Raw genomic sequence first — 19,314 nt, forward strand, 5'->3', positions numbered from 1 at the left:
GTCAGGGGCACGCTGAAAATGAACGTGCGGATTCTCGCGTGCCCTTCGGCTGCGCCTCACGGGCTGCCCACCGGCGGCCCCCCGATCCCCCTCGGAGGAATCAGTGAGGAACGAGCGCACCACCCCCCGCAGCGGCGTGGCGAGACGCACCCGGCTGATCGCCGTGGCGTCCGGACTGGTGGCCGTCGGTGCCATCGCCATCCCCACCGCCAACGCGCAAGGCCCCGCCCCCGCAAGGACGTTCAGCGCCACCCAGCTCACCGCCGTCGGCCAGGCGGTGCGCGGCGCGGATGTCGCGGGTACCGCCTGGCGGGTCGACAGCAAGAGCCACACCCTGGTCGTCACCGCCGACCGCACCGTCTCCCAGGCGGAGATCGCCAGGATCGAGCGGGCCGCGGGCGGCAACGCCGATGCGGTCCGCATCGACCGGATCGCGGGCACCTTCCGCAAGTTCATCTCCGGCGGCGACGCCATCTACGCCCCCAGCTGGCGCTGCTCGCTGGGCTTCAACGTCCGCAGCGGCAGTACCTACTACGCCCTGACCGCCGGTCACTGCACCGACGGCAACCCGCCGTGGACCACCGGCTCCGGTGCGGGCATCGGCCCGACCGTGGGCAGCAGCTTCCCCGGCAACGACTACGGCATCATCAAATACACCGGCTCGGTCTCCCACGAGGGCACGGTCGGCAGCCAGGACATCACCAGCGCCGGCACCCCCTCCGTCGGTCAGTCGGTCACCCGCCGGGGCTCCACCACCGGTATCCACAGCGGCAAGGTGACCGCACTGAACGCCACCGTCAACTACGGCGGCGGCGACATCGTCTCCGGACTGATCCAGACCACCGTCTGCGCCGAGCCCGGCGACAGCGGCGGCCCGCTCTACTCCGGGACCAAGGCGCTCGGCCTCACCTCCGGCGGCAGCGGTGACTGCACGTCCGGAGGTACCACGTTCTTCCAGCCGGTCACCGAGGCGCTGAGCGCCTACGGGGTGAGCGTCTACTGACGCCGGCCGGCTGACCTCCGTACGGACCGGTCCGCGCGCACCGGGACCCGTACGGCGGGGCGACCGAACCGATCGCCGGACCCGGCTCCGGCAGCACACCGGACCCGCGGACCCGGCTCCGGCGGCACAAGGGCCCCCGTCCACCGGTGGACGGGGGCCCGGCCGCGCCCGGTGGCGCCCGGTCGCCCCGGTGTGAGCCTCCTCGCCCGCCTTCCCTGGCCGGGCATACCATGGTAAACAGCGCGATTCGGACGGCGTGTGGCACATGTCAGGGAGCCGTGATGGTCGAAGAACTGGTGACGGCCGGGGTGGCGCTGGCCTCCGTCGGGGCCGTGTATCTCGTGGCCGCGGCGCGGGTGGTCAAGCAGTACGAGCGGGGTGTGGTGCTCCGGCTGGGGCGGCTGGCCTCCGAGGTGCGCGGGCCGGGGTTCACCATGATCGTTCCGGGCATCGACCGGATGCGCAAGGTCAATATGCAGATCGTCACGATGCCGGTGCCCGCCCAGGAGGGCATCACCCGGGACAACGTCACCGTGCGGGTCGACGCGGTCGTCTATTTCAAGGTCGTGGACGCCGCCGACGCGGTCATCCGGGTCGAGGACTACCGCTTCGCGGTCTCGCAGATGGCGCAGACGTCACTGCGGTCGATCATCGGCAAGAGCGAACTGGACGACCTGCTGTCCAACCGGGAGAAGCTCAATCAGGGCCTGGAGCTGATGATGGACAGCCCGGCCATCGGCTGGGGGGTGACCGTCGACCGGGTCGAGATCAAGGACGTCTCGCTGCCGGAGACGATGAAGCGGTCGATGGCCCGCCAGGCGGAGGCGACCCGGGACCGGCGGGCCCGGGTGATCAACGCCGATGCCGAGCTGCAGGCGTCCAAGAAGCTGGCCGAGGCGGCCCAGGCGATGTCCGACCAGCCCGCGGCGCTGCAACTGCGGCTGCTGCAGACCGTGGTGGCGGTCGCCGCCGAGAAGAATTCCACCCTTGTCCTGCCTTTCCCGGTCGAACTGCTGCGGTTCCTGGAGCGCTCCGGGCTGCAGGCCCAGGCGCAGACCGCGGCGGCCGAGGCGGACCGGGCCGCCGAGCGGCGCCCGTCCGGTCCGGCGCGGTCCGGGGCCTCGGACGCGGCCGTCGAGGGCGGCGAGGTGGGCGCGCCGCCCCCGGAGCTCGAGGAGCTTCCGGACGCCGAGGAGCTTCCGTAGTGGCGGAGTGGGAACTTCGTCCCTGATGTCTGTCTCATCGCCGTATGTGCCTGCTTAAGTAGTCACTTACGGCGTTTTCGGCTGTGTGGGGGCCGCTTCCCGGCCGCCGTTTTCCGGCCAGCTATAGTCCTCACACGTTGCCGTCCGCCGCGTGTCTGCTCTGCTCGCTGATGTCCGCACTCGGGGTCGAGAGGTGCGGACACCGGTGTGACCCTCGTGTGGCGAAATCGTGAACTCCCGTATGTGAGACCGGAACCCGGTCTTGTGCGCGAGTGAGGCGGATGGCAATACTCGGCTCCGCACGTCGGCATGGGCGCACCTCCCGGGATCCGCTACCCCGGGCAGATCCGTTCCTGCCCTGATTCCTCACTCTCCGGGCCCGGACAACTCCCCACAGTTTCCGGGCTCTTCCCCCCACGGAGGCTCCGACTTGAAGCACCGTCGCATACCCAACCGGCGTGTCATCGTCGCAGGTGCGGGAGCCCTTGCGCTCGCCGCCACCGCCACTGTCACCCTCGCCAACGCCAACGCGTCCACGGCCCCCGCGCGCACCCCCGCGCTCGCCAAGCTGACCTCCACCGCGGCGACGGCCCTCGCCTCCCACCTCAAGACGGACACGGCCGGCTCCTTCTACGACGCCAAGGCCAAGAAGCTGGTCGTCAACGTGGTGAACAAGGCGCAGGCCCAGGCCGTGCGGGCGAAGGGGGCGGAAGCCAGACTCGTCAAGCACACCTTCGCCCAGCTCGACTCGGCCCGGCAGACGCTGAAGTCGAAGGCGACCATCCCCGGCACGTCCTGGGGCATCGACCCGCAGAGCAACAAGGTCGTGGTCACCGCCGACCGCACGGTCAAGGGCACCAAGCTGGACCGGCTCACCAAGGTCGCCAAGGCCCTCGGCGACAAGGTCGAGGTGCGCCACAGCAAGGGTGAGTTCAAACCCTTCATCGGTGGCGGCGACGCGATCTGGGGGAGCGGGGCCCGCTGCTCGCTCGGCTTCAATGTCGTCAAGGACGGCAAGCCGTACTTCCTGACGGCCGGCCACTGCGGCAACGAGATCAAGAGCTGGTCCGACAAGCAGGGCGGCTCGGCGATCGCGACCACCGAGGACTCCAAGTTCCCGGGCAACGACTTCTCCCTCGCCAAGTACACGGGCGACACCCCGCACCCCAGCGAGGTCGACCTCTACAACGGCAGCACGCAGAAGATCACCAAGGCCGCGGAGGCCACCGTCGGCGAGAAGGTGCAGCGCAGCGGCAGCACCACCCAGGTCCACGGCGGCACCGTCAAGGCCCTGAACGCCAGCGTCAACTACCAGGAAGGCACGGTCGAGGGTCTGATCCAGACCGATGTCTGCGCCGAGCCCGGTGACAGCGGCGGCGCGCTCTTCGACGGCGATGCGGCGATCGGCCTCACCTCCGGCGGCAGCGGCGACTGCTCCCAGGGCGGCGAGACCTTCTTCCAGCCGGTCCCGGAGGCCCTGAAGGCCTACGGCGCGCAGATCGGCTGACCCCCCCCGGCGGCAGCACACCCCCCGGCGTACGGCACCGCTTGCGGCGTACGGCACCGGCTCCCGGACGCGCTCGACGTCCGGGGGCGGGTGCCGGCCCACGGCGCCCGCCGCACACGACGATCCCCGGGCACCATCCACCGGTGCCCGGGGATCTGAAGCAGCTCGGCCGAGCTCAGATCGGATCAGATCGGATCAGCTCAGAACGCGAAGACCGCGTCGCTGTCGCTCTTCATCGCGCAGGGGTTGGCGAAGGTGTAGCTGTACGAGACCCGCTTGCCCTGCCACACGCCGTCCGCGGTGACCACGAAGGGGTTCCACTCCTTGGTGCACAGGCGGTCCGAGGTGGCGCCGGTTATCGAGTTGAAGTCGCCGGCCACCGCCCGCAGCTGGGTGCAGGCGGCCATCGGGTCCGGGTGGCTGCCCCTGGCTCCGGGCATACAGCTGAGCGTCACGGCGCGTTGCACCGTGGCGGTCGCACGGCTTTCGCCCTGGCCCACCGTCAGCACCAGTTCCGTCGGGGCGTACAGACCACCGCTCCGCGACGGCTGCGCCGGTGCGGCGGCCTGTGCGGTGGTGGCCAGCGTGCCCAGGACCAGTGCCGCGCCGAGCGCGACCGCCCCAGTGATGTACCGCATGACGAACACTCCCTTGCTCGAAGGTGCAGATACCGGACGGGAGTCTGGCCCAACCGCACCCCGAAAGCATCCTGAGTGGGCATAAGGCGATCGCTTTGAGTCATTAGGTGAAAGCTTAGAGTAATGGCGCGAACATGACCGGAGACGGTGCGGGCCGCCCGGAGGAAAGGCGGGTTCGGCCAGCGCGGATGCGGTGCCGGTCATGCCCCCGGCAAAGGTCACCCGCACCCGGAAGGGAGGAATCCGGCCGCCGACCGGCCGTTCGGGCGGGTTTCGATCTCCGGCGATTGGCCGAAGAGGGGGGCCCGATGCGTCCTCCGTGCCGCCCGGACCGCCCCCTGAGGTAAGAACCGGCCACCGCCGGCTCGGCTTACCGGGCCGCCGGCCGGTGCTCCCGGTCGCGCGCCCCGTCGAGCTGCGGCAGCCCGGCGGTCAGCGCCCGCAGGCACCGCACCACCAGCGCGCCGGGCCCCCGCGGGCCGTCCGGCGCCGCGTCCCCCGCCGCCCACTCCTCCACCGCGACCCGCATCGCGGTATTCGCGGCGGCCGCGGCCAGCCGCACCTCCAGCCCTCCTGCGCCGGTCAGCCTCGCCAGGAGCGGCACCAGCGCCTCCTCGGCGTCGTGGTGGACCCGGTGCCAGACCGCGCGCAGCGCGGGATCGTCCGGCATCGCCCGCAGCAGTCCGCGGGTCCAGCGCAGCGCCTCCGCGGCCGGTTCGTCGGCGGGGGTCAGCGACCGGCGGGCCGACCGCTCCAGCGCCTCGCGTACGGGAGGCGCGCCCGTCCCGGCCGGTGCGGCGGCCAGCTCGTCGGTCCACTGCCGCACCCCGTCGGCGAGCAGCGGCCTCACCGCCTCCTCCTTGGTGCGGAAGTAGCGGTAGAAGGTGCGCAGCGCGACTCCCGAGGCGCGTGCGATGTCGTCGGCGGTGACGGCGGCGCCGCGCTCGGTGAAGAGCGCCGCCGCGGTACGGGCGATCTCCAGCTGGGTCTCGGCCTTGCGCCGTTCGGTGAGCGAGGTGCGGGGGAGCGGGGCCGGAGCCGTGCGGGGTGGGGTCGGCATGGCGTCAGCCTACGGAATCCCGTGCCGCAGTGGCACGTAACGCGAGGCTGGCACGATGTGTCATGCAGGCGTACGGTGCCAACACTCCACCGTGCCGACGCACGCCATCGCATCGCACGCCGATGCACCAACGCACACCAACGCACCAACACACGCCAACGCACCAACGCGCATCGAGAACGGAACGCGACCATGAACCGCTTCGACGGCCGCCGCACCCTGATCACCGGAGCCGGTTCGGGCATCGGACAGGCCACCGTCCACCGGATCCTGGCGGAGGGCGGCCGGGTGGTGGCGGCGGACATCGACGCGGCGGGTCTGCGGGTCACCGCCGACCGTGCGGCCGCGGAGGGCGCCGCCGGACGGCTGGAGACCACGGTGCTGGACATCGCCGACGAGGCGGCGGTCCGCGCCGCCGTCCCCGCCGCGGTGGCCGGCCTCGGCGGCCTGGACGTCCTGGTCAACGCGGCCGGCATCCTGCGCGCCTCGCACACCCACGAGACCGCCCTGGCCGACTTCCAGCAGGTCATCTCGATCAACCTGACCGGCACGTTCCTGATGATCCGTGAGTCGCTGCCCGCGCTCCTGGAAGGCAGCGCGCCGGTCGTGGTCAACTTCAGCTCCACCTCGGCCGCGTTCGCGCACCCGTACATGTCGGCGTACGCGGCGAGCAAGGGCGGCATCCAGTCCATGACGCACGCCATCGCGAGCGAGTACGGCAAGCAGGGGCTGCGCGCGGTCTGCGTGGCGCCGGGCTCCATCGCCAGCGGCATGACCGGCGGCGGCGTCCCCGGCCTGCCCGAGGACGCCGACATGAGCCTCTTCGACAAGCTCACCCCGGCCCTCGGCGAGGGCTTCGCGAGTCCGGACACGGTCGCGGGCGTCATCGCGATGCTCGCCTCACAGGACGGCGCCTTCATCACCGGCACGGAGATCCGGATCGATGGTGGGACGCATATGTGAGCCGTGGGGCGGCGGGGACATGCCCTCATAGGGCGTCCCCCGTAGGACAGCGGTGACGAAGTGGCTGCGGGGGACGGGGCTGTCGGCGAACCACGCGCCGAGTCGGTGGTCGGCTTCGGGGTGGATGAAGCGGGTGAAGTGGGCGCGTGAGGTGCTCAGGGCGGCGGTGATGGCTTTGGTGACTGCTGGGGGATCACCGCGTCGTTGGCCGGTGTGGTGAGTACCGCCCGGGTGGACAGGGAGCGGAAGACCTCGAAAGCTGGGGAGGTGCGCCAGTTTCCCGGGGTGCGGATGATCTCGGTGAAGCCCGAGCCGAAGGGCACGGTCCATGCGTCGGCCGCGTAGACCGCCGGGGCGCACAGGCCGATGGACACCACGCGTGAGCCGTAGTGTGCGGCGCGGTCGGCGACGGTCTGCCCGCTCATGCTGAATCCGATCAGCGCCAGGTCGGCACCGGCGGGGACGGAGTGGTCGATCACGGCGCGGGCCTGGCGGAAGCGGCGTTGCAGGCTGAGCTCCCTGAGCCGGCCGGTGCTGGTGGCGTGCCCGGAGAAGTCGCAGGCGAGAGCGTGGTGTCCGCGGGCGGCGGCTCGATGTCAGTGGTCTGCCGGCGGGGGCCGGAGCCGTGCCGGAAAGGTCCCCTGCCGGCCGGAGCGGATACCGCCCCGGCTAGCCGGCCGCCCTCTTGGTCTGGACGTCCTCGGCCGTCAGGGCCTTGCCGCCGATCGCCCATGCGCCGCTGGGCGTTTCGGTGATCACGACATGTGTCACCGGTCGCAGTGCCTCGCCTTCGATGGCGATCAACGCCTCGGAGACGTCTTCGACCATCTTCTGCTTCTCCTCGGGGGTGAATACCCCTGCGATCACCTTGATGTCGATGAAGGGCATCGGATGCCTCCCACGTGATGGTGAGATCCGGCCGTCATGCCGCTCTTCTCCCCGCTCTTCTCCGCCGGGCCGTGACGTTGATGCGCTGATGCTGTCAACGACTGCTTGAGCAGGCATGTTGCTACCAGTGTCGCAGATCGGCCCCGGGGCGACCTGGGGGAGCGCGGGCCCCTGCGCCCCGCCGGGTATCACGTCTGCCCCGTTTCGAATCTCGTTTCGAAGGGGTGGTGGAGGGTGTGCAGAGCGGGTGAGGGCTGGTCGATGGCGGGCGGAGGCGGCCCCCGGCACGGCTTCGTACGAATGTTCGATGGGCGGGTTATGGTGGAGGGGAAGAATGAGGGACACGAGGGATACAAGGTCGGCCGGGGGCGGGTGAGGTGCAGGAGGTGCGGATGTCCGGGTTCACGCATCTGCACACCGCTTCGGGATTCTCCCTGCGCTATGGCGCCTCCCACCCGGAGCGGCTGGCCGAGCGCGCCGCCGAACGCGGGATGGATGCCCTCGCGCTGACCGACCGGGACGGGCTCTCCGGGGCCGTACGGTTCGCCAAGGCCGCCGCCGAGGCCGGGATCCGCCCGCTGTTCGGTGCCGAGCTCGCCGTGGCGGAGTACGAGGCGGGTCCCGTCGGCACCACTGCCGCGCGGCGGCGCACCCCGGTGCGCGGCGGCGCCTTCCTCGACGAGTCCGCCGCCCGCGTCGTCTTCCTGGCCCGTGACGGAGCGGCCGGCTGGGCCACCCTGTGCCGGCTGGTCTCCGCCGCCCACGCCGGGCGGGCCGAGCGGCCGGTCCTCCCGTGGAGCGCCCTGGAATCCGCCGCGGACGGGCTGACCGTGCTGCTCGGTCCTGACTCCGAGGTCGGCCGGGCGCTGGCCGCCGGCCGCCCGGACCGCGCCGCCCGGCTCCTCGCCCCCTGGCGCGAGCTGTACGGCGAGGCGCTGCGTCTGGAGGTCGTCGACCACGGGCGGCCCGGCAGCGGTCCCGGATCCCCGCGGCTGGCCGCCCGCACCCTCGGCTTCGCCGTCGACCAGGGCGTCCGCGCCGTCCTGACCAACGCGGTCCGCTATGCCGACCCCGGTCAGGGGCCGGTCGCCGACGTCCTGGACTCCGCCCGCCGCCTGGTGCCGGTGGACCGGCACCGGCCCGAGTCCTGGGACAGCGGCGAGCGCTGGCTCAAGGATGCCGCCACCATGCGCCACACCGCCGAGCGGATCGCCGAGGCGGCCGGATTCCGGCGCGGCCTGGCCCACCGGCTGCTCACCATGACCGAGGAGACCGCCGGCGCGTGCCTGGTCGACCCGCAGGACGACATCGGGCTCGGCCGGGTCCACTTCCCCGAGCCCCGGCTGGTCGGGGCCGGCCGCCGTACCGCCGCCCGGGTGCTGCGCTCGCGCTGCGCCGCGGGGATGGTGCTGCGCGGCTACGACCGCGACCGCGGGCGCTGGGCGCGGCTGGACGACGAGCTGCGCACGATCGAACGGCTCGGCTACCCCTCGTACTTCCTGACGGTTGCTCAAGTGGTGGACGACATAAGGGAGATGGGAATCCGGGTCGCGGCCCGCGGGTCCGGCGCCGGGTCCCTGGTCAACCACCTCCTCGGCATCGCCCACGCCGATCCGGTCGAGCACGGGCTGCTGATGGAGCGCTTCTTGTCCGAGCGCCGGGCGGCGCTGCCGGACATCGATATCGACGTCGAGTCCGCCCGCCGGCTGGAGGCCTACCGCGCGATCTTCGACCGCTTCGGCGCGGAGCGGGTCGCGACCGTCTCGATGCCCGAGACCTACCGCGTACGGCACGCCGTACGGGATGTGGGTACCGCCCTGGGCATGGACCCGGCGCAGGTGGACCGCCTCGCCAAGGCCTTCCCGCACATCCGCGCCCGCGACGCACGGGCGGCGCTGGCCGAGCTGCCGGAGCTGCGCGGGGTCCGGGAGGCCGGCGACGAGCGGCTGTGGCAGCTGGTCGAGGCGCTGGACGCACTGCCGCGCGGGATCGCCATGCACCCGTGCGGGGTGCTGCTCTCCGACGCCACGCTGCTGGACCGTACGCCCGTCGTGCCCACCAGTACCGAGGTCCCGCACGCCGGGGGAGGGGAGGCCGGCCAGCCCGCCATGTCCCCGCTCCCCATGTCCCAGTTCGACAAGGAGGACGTGGAGGACCTGGGGCTGCTCAAGCTCGATGTGCTGGGCGTGCGGATGCAGTCCGCGATGGCGCACGCGGTCGCCGAGATCGGCCGGGCCACCGGGCACCGGATCGACCTCGACGACCCCGCGCAGGTGCCGCCCGGCGACGAGGCGACCTACGACCTGATCCGCTCGACCGAGACGCTCGGCTGCTTCCAGATCGAGTCGCCGGGCCAGCGCGACCTGGTCGGCAGGCTGCAGCCCGCCACTTTCCACGACCTGGTCGTCGACATCTCCCTCTTCCGGCCGGGGCCGGTCGCCGCCGATATGGTGCGGCCCTTCATCGAGGCCCGGCACGGCCGCAAGGCGGTCCGCTATCCGCACCCCGACCTGGAGGGACCGCTGCGCGAGACCTATGGGGTGGTGGTGTTCCACGAGCAGATCATCGAGCTGCTGCGGATCATGACGGGCTGCGCCCGGGACGAGGCGGACGAGAAGCGGCGCGCCCTGTCGCACCCCGAGCTGCAGGGCCGGCTCCGCGCCTGGTTCGCCCGGTGCGCCGAGCGGCGCGGCTATCCGCCCGATGTCATCGCGCGCACCTGGGAGATCGTCGAGGCCTTCGGCTCGTACGGCTTCTGCAAGGCGCATGCGGTGGCCTTCGCGGTGCCCACCTACCAGTCCGCCTGGCTCAAGGCGCACCACCCCGCGGCCTTTTACGCCGGGCTGCTCACCCATGACCCCGGGATGTATCCGAAGCGGCTGCTGCTCGCGGACGCGCGGCGGCGCGGGGTGCCGGTGCTGCCGCTGGACGTGAACCGGTCGGCGGTCGCTCACCGGATCGAACTGGTGTCCGGTTCCGGTGGTGACGGGCCCCGCTCCGGCGCGGTCTGGGGCCTGCGGCTCGCGCTCTGCGATGTGCACGGCATGAGCGAGGCCGAGGCGCGGCGGATCGCGGCCGGGCAGCCCTACCACTCCCTCCAGGACCTGTGGCAGCGGGCCAGGCCGAGCCGCCCGGTGGCCGAACGTCTCGCCCGGGTCGGCGCGTTGGACGCCTTCGGCGCGAACCGGCGGGATCTGCTGCTGTACCTCGCCGAGCTGCACCGCCACGGACGGCAGGCGTCCGGCGGTCAGTTGACGCTGCCGTCCGGGGCCCTGGACGGCGCGGGCGCACAGCGGGCGGCGCCGGCCGATCAGGTCGAGCCGGCGGGGCTGCCCGACCTCGGCGATGTCGAACGGCTCAGCGCCGAGCTGGGTGTCCTCGGCATGGACACCTCCCGCCATCTGATGGCCGACCACCGGGATTTCCTCGCCGAGCTGGGCGCGCTGCCGGCCCGGCTGCTGCGCAGCGCCCGGCACGGCGAGACGGTGCTGGTCGCCGGGGCCAAGGCGGCCACCCAGACGCCGCCGATCCGCTCCGGCCGCCGGGTCATCTTCACCACGCTCGACGACAGCACGGGACTGGTCGACTGCGCCTTCTTCGACGACTCCCACGAGGCCTGTGCGCACACCGTCTTCCACTCCTGGCTGCTGCTGGTGCGCGGTACGGTCCAGCGGCGCGGGCCGCGCAGCCTCAGCGTGGTCGGCGCCGCCGCCTGGAACCTCGCCGAGCTGGCCGAACTCCGCCGCGAGGGCGGGCTGGAGGCGGTCGTCGCCCGCCTCGCGACGGGACCGGAGAAGCCGGAGGGACGGGAGAGTCAGGAGGGGCAGGAGAGGCAAGATGGGCAGGGCGAGCCGGCGGCCGGGACGGACGACGGGAAGGGCGAAGGGCAGGACGGGGCGGGCCGGGAACCCGCGCCGGCGGACGCCGCACCGGGCCGGACCATCCGGCTGGAGACCGGCTATGAGCTGCACCCGTGGGCCGACCTCCAGCCCGCGGGCGAACGTGCCGCCACCGGACGCAAGTTGTGGCACTCCAGCCCGGGGAGCGCGGGATGACCCCCGCGCCCATGCCGAGGCTGCCCGCCGCGCCGCCGGAGCCGCCCGTCGCGCCGCCGGAGCCGTCCGCCGCGCCGCCGAGGCCGTCCGTCGCGCCGCCGGAGCCGTCCGCCGCGCCGACGGATCCGTTCGCTGCCCCGCGGCGGCCAGGCATGCTCCACATACGCTTCCGGGCCGCCGCCGGCGCCCCCGTGAGCGCCGGAGAGTTCGAGCAACTGCTGTGGCTCCTCGCGCAGTTCACCCCGGTGATCGAGGCGCTGCCGCCGGACGCCGCGCTGGCGGATGTGCGCGGTGCGCTGCGCTACTTCGACCGGGACGCGGCGGGCATCGCCGAACTGGTGCGGCTGCGCGCGCTGGCCTGGTACGGCGTACGGTGCACGATCGGGATCGGCGCCAACCCGCTGCTCGCCCGGATGGCGGTGCAGGCGGCGGCACCCGGGGAGATCCGGGCCGTCCCCGAGGACCCTGAGGCCGTCGCCGCCTTCCTCGACCGCCGTCCGGCCTCGGCGCTGCACGGCGTCGGCCCGGCCACTGCCCGCGCCCTGTGCGCGTACGGGCTCGACAGCGTCGGCCGGATCGCCGCCGCACCGCCCGCGACCCTGCAGCGGATCCTCGGCGCGAAGACCGGCCGCCTCGTGTACGAGCGGGCCCGTGGCATCGATCCGACGCCGGTGACGCCCAACGCCGCGGCCCGTTCGATGGGCGCGGAACACCGCTTCGCCCACGACGAACTGGACCCGGCCAGGCGCCGCAGGGCACTGCTCTCGCTCGCCGACGACCTCGGTGCCCGGATGCGCGCGAGCGGGCAGGTGGCCCGTGCGCTCACCCTCACCGTCCGCTACGCCGACCGCTCCACCACGACCCGCACCCGGCGGCTGGACGGGCCGACCGCGCACGGGCCCGCGCTGACCGGGGCGGCCTATGCGCTGCACGCCGCGCTCGGGCTGCAGCGGGCGCGGGTACGCTCCGTGGCGCTGCGCGCGGAGGATCTGTGCCGTGCCGAACTCGCCGCGCGGCAGCTGACCTTCGACCCGTCCGACGACAAGGCGCACCGCATCGAGGCGGCCGTCGACCGGGCCAGGGCGCGCTTCGGCACCGGGAGCGTACGCCCCGCGGCGACCCTCGGCCCGCACGGCCGTACGCCTCCGCACGGCCGTACGTCTCCGCCTTCGGGCACCAAGCCCCTCGGCCCCGGAGCCGTCCGCCCGTAGGGGCCTCCCCGAGGGCGTGCCCCCGGTGCCTCAGCCGTAGAGCTTCTTCGCGTACTCCGGGCCGTAGTGCCGCTCCAGCTCCTCCAGCGGCATGTCCCGGAGCTCGACGCCCTTGACGATCCGGGCCCGCGAGGGCAGGGCGTCCGGCTGCCAGGTCTCCGGATTCCACAGCTCCGAGCGCAGGAACGCCTTGGAGCAGTGGTAGAAGACCTCCTCGACCTCCACCAGCAGCGCCAGCCGGGGGCGGTTGCCCTTCATGATCAGCTCGTCGAAGAACGGGGCATCGCGCAGCAGCCGGGCGCGGCCGTTGATCCGCAGGGTGTCACCGCGCCCCGGGACGAAGTAGTCCAGCCCGACGTGTGGATTGCCGAGGATGTTCCGCATGCCGTCCAGGCGCTTGTTGCCGGGGCGGTCCGGGATCACCAGGGTGGTGTCGTCCAGGACATGGGTGAAGCCCGCCGGGTCGCCCTTGGGCGAGACATCGCACCGGCCCTGCGCATCCGCGGTGGCGATCACGCAGAACGGCGAGTGGGCCAGCCACCGGCGGTCCAGGTCGTGCAGCCGATGGCGGGTCTTGTTCGCCGCATGGGAGTTGGGCTCGCCGATCAGCTCGCGCAGTTCCCCCTCCGACGAGACCTCCACCATGCCGGCCGGATCCGCCGTCCCCGCTGTCCCTGCCGTCTCCATCGGTGTCATCGGTGTCCCCTCGTGCCCTTCATACCGCGGTCACTGGTCAAGGCGCTGTCGGCTGTGATGTCACTGGTCAAGGCATTACTGACTGTACGGGACGGCTTCGGTCCCCGGCGGCCGCACGGGCGGACCGGGCACAGCACACCGCCGGCGCTCCGCGCCCCGGACGTCCGGTGAGGGTCATGTGTGGCTTCCTTCACCGTCACACCGCTGGCACGCTGTGCTTACCCGGCCGTAACTTACTTGCCAGTCAACTGCGTTGACCCTTGCGATCCGGATCGCGTGAACGGCTCACCGAGCACTTCGGAGTCCCCTCACCCCGCAAGGAGCATCGTATGAAGCTGCGCTGGTCAAGAACGCTCACCCTCCTTCCCGCCCTCGCGCTGGCCCTCGGCGTCACCACCACCGCGCCCGCTGCTGCCCACCCGTCGCCCGCCACCACCCCGGCCGGAGACGCTGCGCGCCGCCCCTCTGATTCCACCGTCCGCAGCGGCTGGAACAACTACTCCTGCAAGCCCTCCGCCGACCATCCGCGGCCGGTGGTCCTGGTGCACGGCACCCTGGGCAACGCCGTCGACAACTGGCTCGGCCTCGCGCCCTATCTGGTGGCCCGCGGCTACTGCGTCTTCTCCCTGGACTACGGGCAGCTGTCCGGCGTCCCGTTCTTCCACGGGCTGGGGCCGGTCGACGCCTCCGCCCGGCAGCTCGCCGACTACGTCGACCGGGTGCTGGCCGCCACCGGCACCTCGAAGGTCGATATCGTCGGCCACTCGCAGGGCGGCATGATGCCGCGGGTGTACATGAAGTTCCACGGCGGCGCGGACAAGGTGAACACGCTGGTCGGGCTGGCTCCCGACAACCACGGCACCGACCTGGACGGGCTGACCCGCCTGCTGCCCTACTTCCCCGGTGCCAAGCAGTACCTCGACAAGGCGACCCCCGGCCTGTCCGACCAGATCGTCGGCTCGGACCTCCTCAACCGCCTCAACGAGGGCGGCGACACCGTCCCCGGAGTGCACTACACCGTGATCGCGACCAAGTACGACGAGGTGGTCACCCCCTACCGGACCGAGTTCCTGAGCGGCCCCGACGTGCACAATGTCGTGCTCCAGGACCTGTGCGCCCTTGACCTCTCCGAGCATGTGGCCATCGGCCTCACCGACCGCGTCGCCTTCCACGAGACGGCCAACGCCCTCGACCCGGCGCACGCCACCCCGACCACCTGTGTGTCGGGCTGACCGGGAGCCGGTGCGGCCCACCGCCCGTACGGGGGGCTCGTCCCGTACGGGCGGCGGTGGAGTACTGCCGTCAGTCGCCCCGTACGGACGGCGGGCCGCTGTCCTCGTCGCCCGTCAGCAGGGCGTCGGTGCACTGTTCCGCCAGGTCCTCGGCGTGCGGGGGCAGCGGGCAGCCGCCGTGCAGATGGCGGCGCACCAGCGACAGCGGGAGATCGATGACGGCGAGCGTCACCCGGTCCAGGCCCGCCCTGCCGTGCAGTCCCAGCGCCCCCGCGAGCGCCGCCATGGCCGCCCGCACCTGGATGTTCCCCTCCTCCGCACGGAGCAGATGCTCGTCGGACCAGTTGTCCCACCCGAAGTCGTGTTCCCCGTACAGCAGCAGCGAGGCCTTCGCCGGGTGGGTGCGGCTCCACGCCACGATGTGCCGGGCGGCCGCCCGGCCCCCGGCGCGTGGGTCCTGTGACGATTCAAGGGCAGCGAAGTAGCCCTCCTGGAAGTCCTCGACGGTACGCAGCCACACCTCGGCGAGCAGTGCCGGGCGGCCGGCGAAGCGGTGGTAGAGCGAGCCGCTGGGCGCGCCGACGGCCGCGGCGACCGCGGACATGGTGACGCCCGACGGCCCGGACTCGGCTGCCAGCCGTACGGCGGCGTCGAGCAGCTGCGAGGTAGCGAAGCGGGAGGGCCTGGCCATGTTCTAGAGGCTACTCTCCACTACGGCGGAGGGCATCCTCCGGGACAGAGCCTCCTCCGGAACAGGGACACCCCCCGGAACCGGGGCCCCCGGAACGGAGCATCCTCCGGAACGAGGCGGACGGCTCGGCGCACGGCCCGGCGCACGGCGACGCCGCCCCCGGGGCGAAGGGGGCGGCGTCGGTTCCGGGACGGTCGCGGCGCGGGCGTCAGTCAGCCCCTGGTGCTGGCGTCAGCCCGGTGTGGTCGTCAGCCGCGGTGCCGGGCGGCCTTGCGGCGGGTGGTGGCGAACAGCACCCCGGCGCCCATGGCCAGGACGGCGGCGCCGCTGATGGCCAGCGGGGCGGTGGAGCTGTCGCCACCGGTCTCCGCCAGATGCTGCCCGCCGGCCGGCTTGCCGCCGCCCTGGGCCTGCGGGGCGTTGCCGCTCTGCGAACTGCCGCCCGGCGCGGGGGTATCGGCGTCCGCCTGGGTGACGGCACCGGTGTGGGCGCCGGAGCCGGTGTGGGTGCCGGAGCCGCTGCCGTCGTGGTCGTGCCCGCTCATGTCCATCGACGACTTGCCGGCGCCCGCCGCGAGCTGGTGGGCGGTCGGCGCCGAGGCGGTCGGCGCGGGCTTCGCCGCCTGGCCGCTGTCCTTCCCGAAGACGACGTCCGAGCAGGTGTAGAAGGCCTCGGCGCTGTCCGAACGCTGCCAGATGCTGTAGATCAGGTGGCGCCCGGACCGGGCCGGCACCTTGCCGTTGAAGACGTACTCCCCGTTGGTCAGCTTCGGGTCGCTGACCTTCACGAACGGCTTCGACTCCAGGTCGGACCACTTCAGCGGCTTGGCCGGGTTGTAGCTGCTCTTGGTGAGGTACAGCTCGAAGTATCCCTTGTGGGGCGCGGTGGCCTTGTAGTGGAAGGTGTGGCTGCCCGCCCGCATCCTGGAGGAGGGCCAGTCGGCACGGGGCAGGTCGAGGCCCTTGTACTCGGGGTTGTTGGCGCTGCACAGCTTGCCGTCGGGGATGCGCGACTTGGACCGGCCGCCGGCCTCGCCGTCCCGTACACCGTTCCAGTCGTAGAAGGCCTGGGTGCCGCCGGCCTGCACGGCCGCCTTGCACGCCGCGGACTTCGGGCTCTCCGGCCCCTCCGCGAAGCATGCCGACACCCGGCTGACCGGGTCCGTCATCGAGCCGTGCGCGGCGGCCGGGCCCGCGGCGAGCAGGGTGAGCGCGAGCGGGCCGATACCGGCCAGTGCGATCCCGGTGGCCTTGCGACGAGCGGTCATGGTGGGGGTCTCCTTCATCCGTTGCATCGAGCGGGAGCGAGGCGGCACCGCTGTGGGGGGTCGGGAGACGGGCCACGGCGCCGTCCCCCGGAGAGCGGCGCCGGCGGCCCGCAGCGCCGCCTTACGAGAAGCACGCTAGCCCCGCTGAACAGCGGATTTGCCCCGGGAGAGCGGTTCCTGAGGATCTTTATGGCGGGCTTAAGGAGCCACTAAGCGGGGGCACAGGCAGGCGGGGAGGAAACGGGCACTCCTCACCGCCGCTCTCCTCACCGCCCCCTCTTCACCGCCCCTCCGCGCCCGTGAAGTCCGCCTGGTCGTCGAGGTCTTCGAGGAGTGTGCCGAGGTCGGCCGGCGGGGCGGTCCCGGTGGTGGGGCCGAGCGGGAGTTCGGCCCAGATGATCTTTCCCTGGGCGGTGTAGCGGGTGCCCCACCGCTGGGCGTAGCGGGCGATGAGGAACAGCCCGCGGCCCCCCTCGTCGGTGGTCCGCGCATGGCGCAGGTGCGGGGTGGTGCTGCTGGCGTCCGAGACCTCGCAGATCAGTTCCCCCGCGCGGATCATCCGCAGGCCGATCGGCCCGGAGGCGTGCCGGATGGCATTGGTGACCAGTTCACTGACGATCAGCTCGGTGGAGAAGCCCAGTTCTTCCAGGCCCCATTCGCGCAGCAGGCGGGCCGCGGTCCGGCGGGCCTCGCCGACCGCGGACGGGTCGGCGGGGATCTCCCACGTGGCCAGCCGGGTCCGGGGCAGGGCCCGGGTACGTGCCAGCAGCAGCGCCACATCGTCGACCGGCCGCCCGCCCGGCAGACCACTGGTCACCGTCTCGCAGATGTCCTCCAGCGGAGCCTGCGGATCGGCCAGCGCCTGCCGCAGCCTGGTGATCCCTCCGTCGAGATCGAGGGCCTTCCCCAGCAGCAGCCCGTTGGTGTAGAGGGCCAGCAGACTCCCTTCCCGCAAGGGCAGTTCGACGGATTCGAAGGGCATACCGCCCAGTCCGAGCGGCGGGCCGGTCGGCAGATCCAGCAGCTTTCCCGCGCCGTCGGGATCGACGAGCAGCGGCGCGGGGTGGCCGGCCCGGGCCAGGGTGCAGCGGCAGCTGACGGGGTCGTAGACGGCGTACAGGCAGGTGGCTCCGATGACCCCGTCGTCGGCGTTCGCGTCGTGGGCGACCCGGTTGAGCATGTCGTCCAGATGCGCCAGCACCTCTTCCGGGGACAGGTCCAGGTCCGCGAGCGCCTGCACCGCGGCGCGCAGCCGCCCCATGGTGGCCGCGGCATGCACCCCGTGGCCGACCACGTCACCGACCACCAGCGCGACCCGGGCCCCGGACAGCGGGATCACATCGAACCAGTCGCCGCCGACCCCGCTCAGCGAATCGGCCGGCAGATAGCGGTAGGCGGCCTCCACCGCGCACTGCTCGGGCAGATCGCGCGGCAGCAGGCTGTGCTGGAGGGTGAGGGCCGCGGTGTGCTCACGGGTGTACCGGCGGGCGTTGTCGATGGATATCGCGGCGCGGGCGACGAATTCCTCGGCGAGCACCAGGTCGTCGGGCTGGAACGGCCCGGTGGCCTGCCAGCGGGCGAACGTGGCCGCTCCCAGGAAGACGCCCCGGGCCCGCAGCGGCACCACCATCAGCGAGTGGAAGCCCAGAGTCCGCAGATGCGCCGCCTGGACCGGGTCCTCGTCCGGCCGGTCGCCCTCGGCGGGATCCAGCGTCCGGAGCAGCGTGGACTCGCCCCGGGTGAGGCTCGCCACCACGGGCGCCGACGGGGGATAGGCGGCCGGCTCCCCGATGGCGACCACCGCCTCGGGGCAGCCCTCGTGGACGGACTGTGCTCCCGCCCGGCGCATGGTCAGCAGCTCCGCCGCATCCAGCGGGCCGGGCGCCGCCTCCTCCCCGGAGAGCAGCGCATCGAGCAGATCGACGGTGACGAAGTCGGCGAGGTCCGGCACCGCCGCATCGGCGAGTTCCTGTGCGGTCCGCCAGACGTCCAGTGAGCTGCCGATGTGCTCCCCTGCCTTGTTCAGCAGCGCCATCCGCTGCCGGGCTCGGTAACCCTCCGTGACATCGAGGACCATGTAGCAGATGCCGAGCACCTGCCCCGCCTCGTCCTCCATCCGGAAGAACGACGTGGAGTAGGCGTGCTCCCGCTCGGGATCGGACTGCGGGTGCCCCAGGTACTCGTAGCCGACCGAGGGGGTGCCGGTGCGCAGCACCCGGCGCATCTCCGCCTCGATGGCCTCCACGGCCAGGCCCGGCTGCACCTCCCCCAGGCGCTTGCCGAGACGCTGCTCGCGGCTGGTACCGCCCATCCGCTCCAGGGCGTCGTTCAGCCAGATGAACTGCAGATCGGCGTTGACCATGGCCACACCGATCGGCGACATGCCGAGAATGCCCTCCAGAAACGACCGGCTCGCCCCTGACCACGGCGTCCGGTCCATCTCTGCGGCAAGGACGAGACGCGAGAAGCCGTTGTGGGCATCCATCACCGGCAGCACACGGAACTCCAGGTCGAGCCGGTGCCCGTCCTTGTGGCGTACGGCCTCCAGCCCGCTCCAGCCGTCCGCCGACGCCAGCCGGCTCTGCCACCTGCTGTGCTGTTCCGGGCCGGCGCCCACCCCGGCGAAGAGGTCCGCCAGCGGCCGGCCGACGGCCTCGGACACCGGATAGCCGAGAAGCCGCTCGGCGCCCGCGGTCCAGCCCTGCGCCACCCCCGCGCGATCGGCCATCACCACGGCCGTCCGTGTGAGGTCGAAGACTCCGTCTCCGGAGAGACGGCTGCTCTGGGAAGCATTCATCTGACCGGTCCAATGCCGGTCCCACCATGCGGCAGACGCTCTGTCCGGGGCGGCGCCGCCGCATCCGACCGGCCCCTACAACGGTACTCCCTCACCCTGT

General features: G+C 72.5%; 15 protein-coding genes. 7 read left to right on the plus strand and 8 right to left on the minus strand.

Going from position 1 to position 19,314, the window contains the following annotated elements:
- The first annotated feature begins 103 nt into the window (after positions 1-103).
- The 3 genes from D9V36_RS33830 to D9V36_RS33840 all read left to right on the plus strand — a co-directional run bounded on the left by D9V36_RS33830 (position 104) and on the right by D9V36_RS33840 (position 3,715).
- Positions 104-1,003: a S1 family peptidase gene (locus tag D9V36_RS33830; RefSeq protein WP_129297111.1), complete on the plus strand. Its 900-nt coding sequence runs from the start codon at positions 104-106 to the stop codon at positions 1,001-1,003.
- Between the two features lie 281 nt (positions 1,004-1,284).
- Positions 1,285-2,208, plus strand: a complete 924-nt coding sequence (locus D9V36_RS33835; RefSeq protein ID WP_129297112.1) for a slipin family protein — start codon at positions 1,285-1,287, stop codon at positions 2,206-2,208.
- 430 nt (positions 2,209-2,638) lie between these two features.
- The gene (locus tag D9V36_RS33840) at positions 2,639-3,715 is read left to right on the plus strand and encodes a S1 family peptidase (protein ID WP_129297113.1); all 1,077 of its coding nucleotides are present in this window, start codon (positions 2,639-2,641) and stop codon (positions 3,713-3,715) included.
- A 200-nt stretch (positions 3,716-3,915) separates the two neighbouring features.
- Here D9V36_RS33840 and D9V36_RS33845 read toward each other — a convergent pair whose 3' ends face one another.
- The gene (locus D9V36_RS33845; protein WP_129297114.1) at positions 3,916-4,353 is read right to left on the minus strand and encodes a subtilase-type protease inhibitor; all 438 of its coding nucleotides are present in this window, start codon (positions 4,351-4,353) and stop codon (positions 3,916-3,918) included.
- 370 nt (positions 4,354-4,723) lie between these two features.
- A complete protein-coding gene (locus tag D9V36_RS33850; RefSeq protein ID WP_129297115.1) occupies positions 4,724-5,413 on the minus strand; it encodes a TetR/AcrR family transcriptional regulator in 690 nt (229 codons plus the stop codon).
- 192 nt (positions 5,414-5,605) lie between these two features.
- Here D9V36_RS33850 and D9V36_RS33855 point away from each other — a divergent pair, with 192 nt between their 5' ends.
- Positions 5,606-6,376 (plus strand): SDR family NAD(P)-dependent oxidoreductase, encoded by a 771-nt coding sequence (locus D9V36_RS33855; RefSeq protein ID WP_129297116.1) that lies wholly within the window; start codon positions 5,606-5,608, stop codon positions 6,374-6,376.
- A gap of 155 nt (positions 6,377-6,531) precedes the next feature.
- Here D9V36_RS33855 and D9V36_RS33860 read toward each other — a convergent pair whose 3' ends face one another.
- Both D9V36_RS33860 and D9V36_RS33865 read right to left on the minus strand, forming a co-directional pair.
- On the minus strand, positions 6,532-6,855 hold the full coding sequence (locus tag D9V36_RS33860) for a hypothetical protein (protein WP_129297117.1): 324 nt from the start codon (positions 6,853-6,855) through the stop codon (positions 6,532-6,534).
- A 190-nt stretch (positions 6,856-7,045) separates the two neighbouring features.
- Positions 7,046-7,264: a tautomerase family protein gene (locus D9V36_RS33865; protein WP_129297118.1), complete on the minus strand. Its 219-nt coding sequence runs from the start codon at positions 7,262-7,264 to the stop codon at positions 7,046-7,048.
- A gap of 392 nt (positions 7,265-7,656) precedes the next feature.
- Between D9V36_RS33865 and D9V36_RS33870 the strand changes: the two genes are divergently transcribed.
- Both D9V36_RS33870 and D9V36_RS33875 read left to right on the plus strand, forming a co-directional pair.
- Positions 7,657-11,319 carry a DNA polymerase III subunit alpha gene (locus tag D9V36_RS33870; RefSeq protein ID WP_129297119.1) on the plus strand — a complete coding sequence of 1,221 codons (3,663 nt, stop codon included), beginning with the start codon at positions 7,657-7,659 and terminating at the stop codon, positions 11,317-11,319.
- A gap of 152 nt (positions 11,320-11,471) precedes the next feature.
- Positions 11,472-12,530 carry a DNA polymerase Y family protein gene (locus tag D9V36_RS33875; protein ID WP_241721378.1) on the plus strand — a complete coding sequence of 353 codons (1,059 nt, stop codon included), beginning with the start codon at positions 11,472-11,474 and terminating at the stop codon, positions 12,528-12,530.
- 30 nt (positions 12,531-12,560) lie between these two features.
- On the opposite strand, the gene D9V36_RS33880 is transcribed toward D9V36_RS33875, so the two are convergent.
- The gene (locus D9V36_RS33880) at positions 12,561-13,226 is read right to left on the minus strand and encodes a pyridoxamine 5'-phosphate oxidase family protein (RefSeq protein ID WP_206739767.1); all 666 of its coding nucleotides are present in this window, start codon (positions 13,224-13,226) and stop codon (positions 12,561-12,563) included.
- Between the two features lie 329 nt (positions 13,227-13,555).
- Between D9V36_RS33880 and D9V36_RS33885 the strand changes: the two genes are divergently transcribed.
- Positions 13,556-14,458: an esterase/lipase family protein gene (locus D9V36_RS33885; RefSeq protein WP_129297121.1), complete on the plus strand. Its 903-nt coding sequence runs from the start codon at positions 13,556-13,558 to the stop codon at positions 14,456-14,458.
- A gap of 70 nt (positions 14,459-14,528) precedes the next feature.
- Here the strand turns inward: D9V36_RS33885 and D9V36_RS33890 are convergent, their stop codons facing one another.
- From D9V36_RS33890 to D9V36_RS33900, 3 genes are all read right to left on the minus strand, one after another.
- Positions 14,529-15,149 (minus strand): TetR/AcrR family transcriptional regulator, encoded by a 621-nt coding sequence (locus tag D9V36_RS33890; RefSeq protein WP_129297122.1) that lies wholly within the window; start codon positions 15,147-15,149, stop codon positions 14,529-14,531.
- A 248-nt stretch (positions 15,150-15,397) separates the two neighbouring features.
- Positions 15,398-16,417: a lytic polysaccharide monooxygenase gene (locus D9V36_RS33895; RefSeq protein WP_129297123.1), complete on the minus strand. Its 1,020-nt coding sequence runs from the start codon at positions 16,415-16,417 to the stop codon at positions 15,398-15,400.
- A 280-nt stretch (positions 16,418-16,697) separates the two neighbouring features.
- Positions 16,698-19,214 (minus strand): SpoIIE family protein phosphatase, encoded by a 2,517-nt coding sequence (locus D9V36_RS33900; RefSeq protein ID WP_129297124.1) that lies wholly within the window; start codon positions 19,212-19,214, stop codon positions 16,698-16,700.
- Positions 19,215-19,314: the final 100 nt, after the last annotated feature.

The sequence above is a fragment of the Streptomyces lydicus genome (genome assembly GCF_004125265.1).
GTDB classification, from domain to species: Bacteria; Actinomycetota; Actinomycetes; order Streptomycetales; family Streptomycetaceae; genus Streptomyces; species Streptomyces lydicus_C.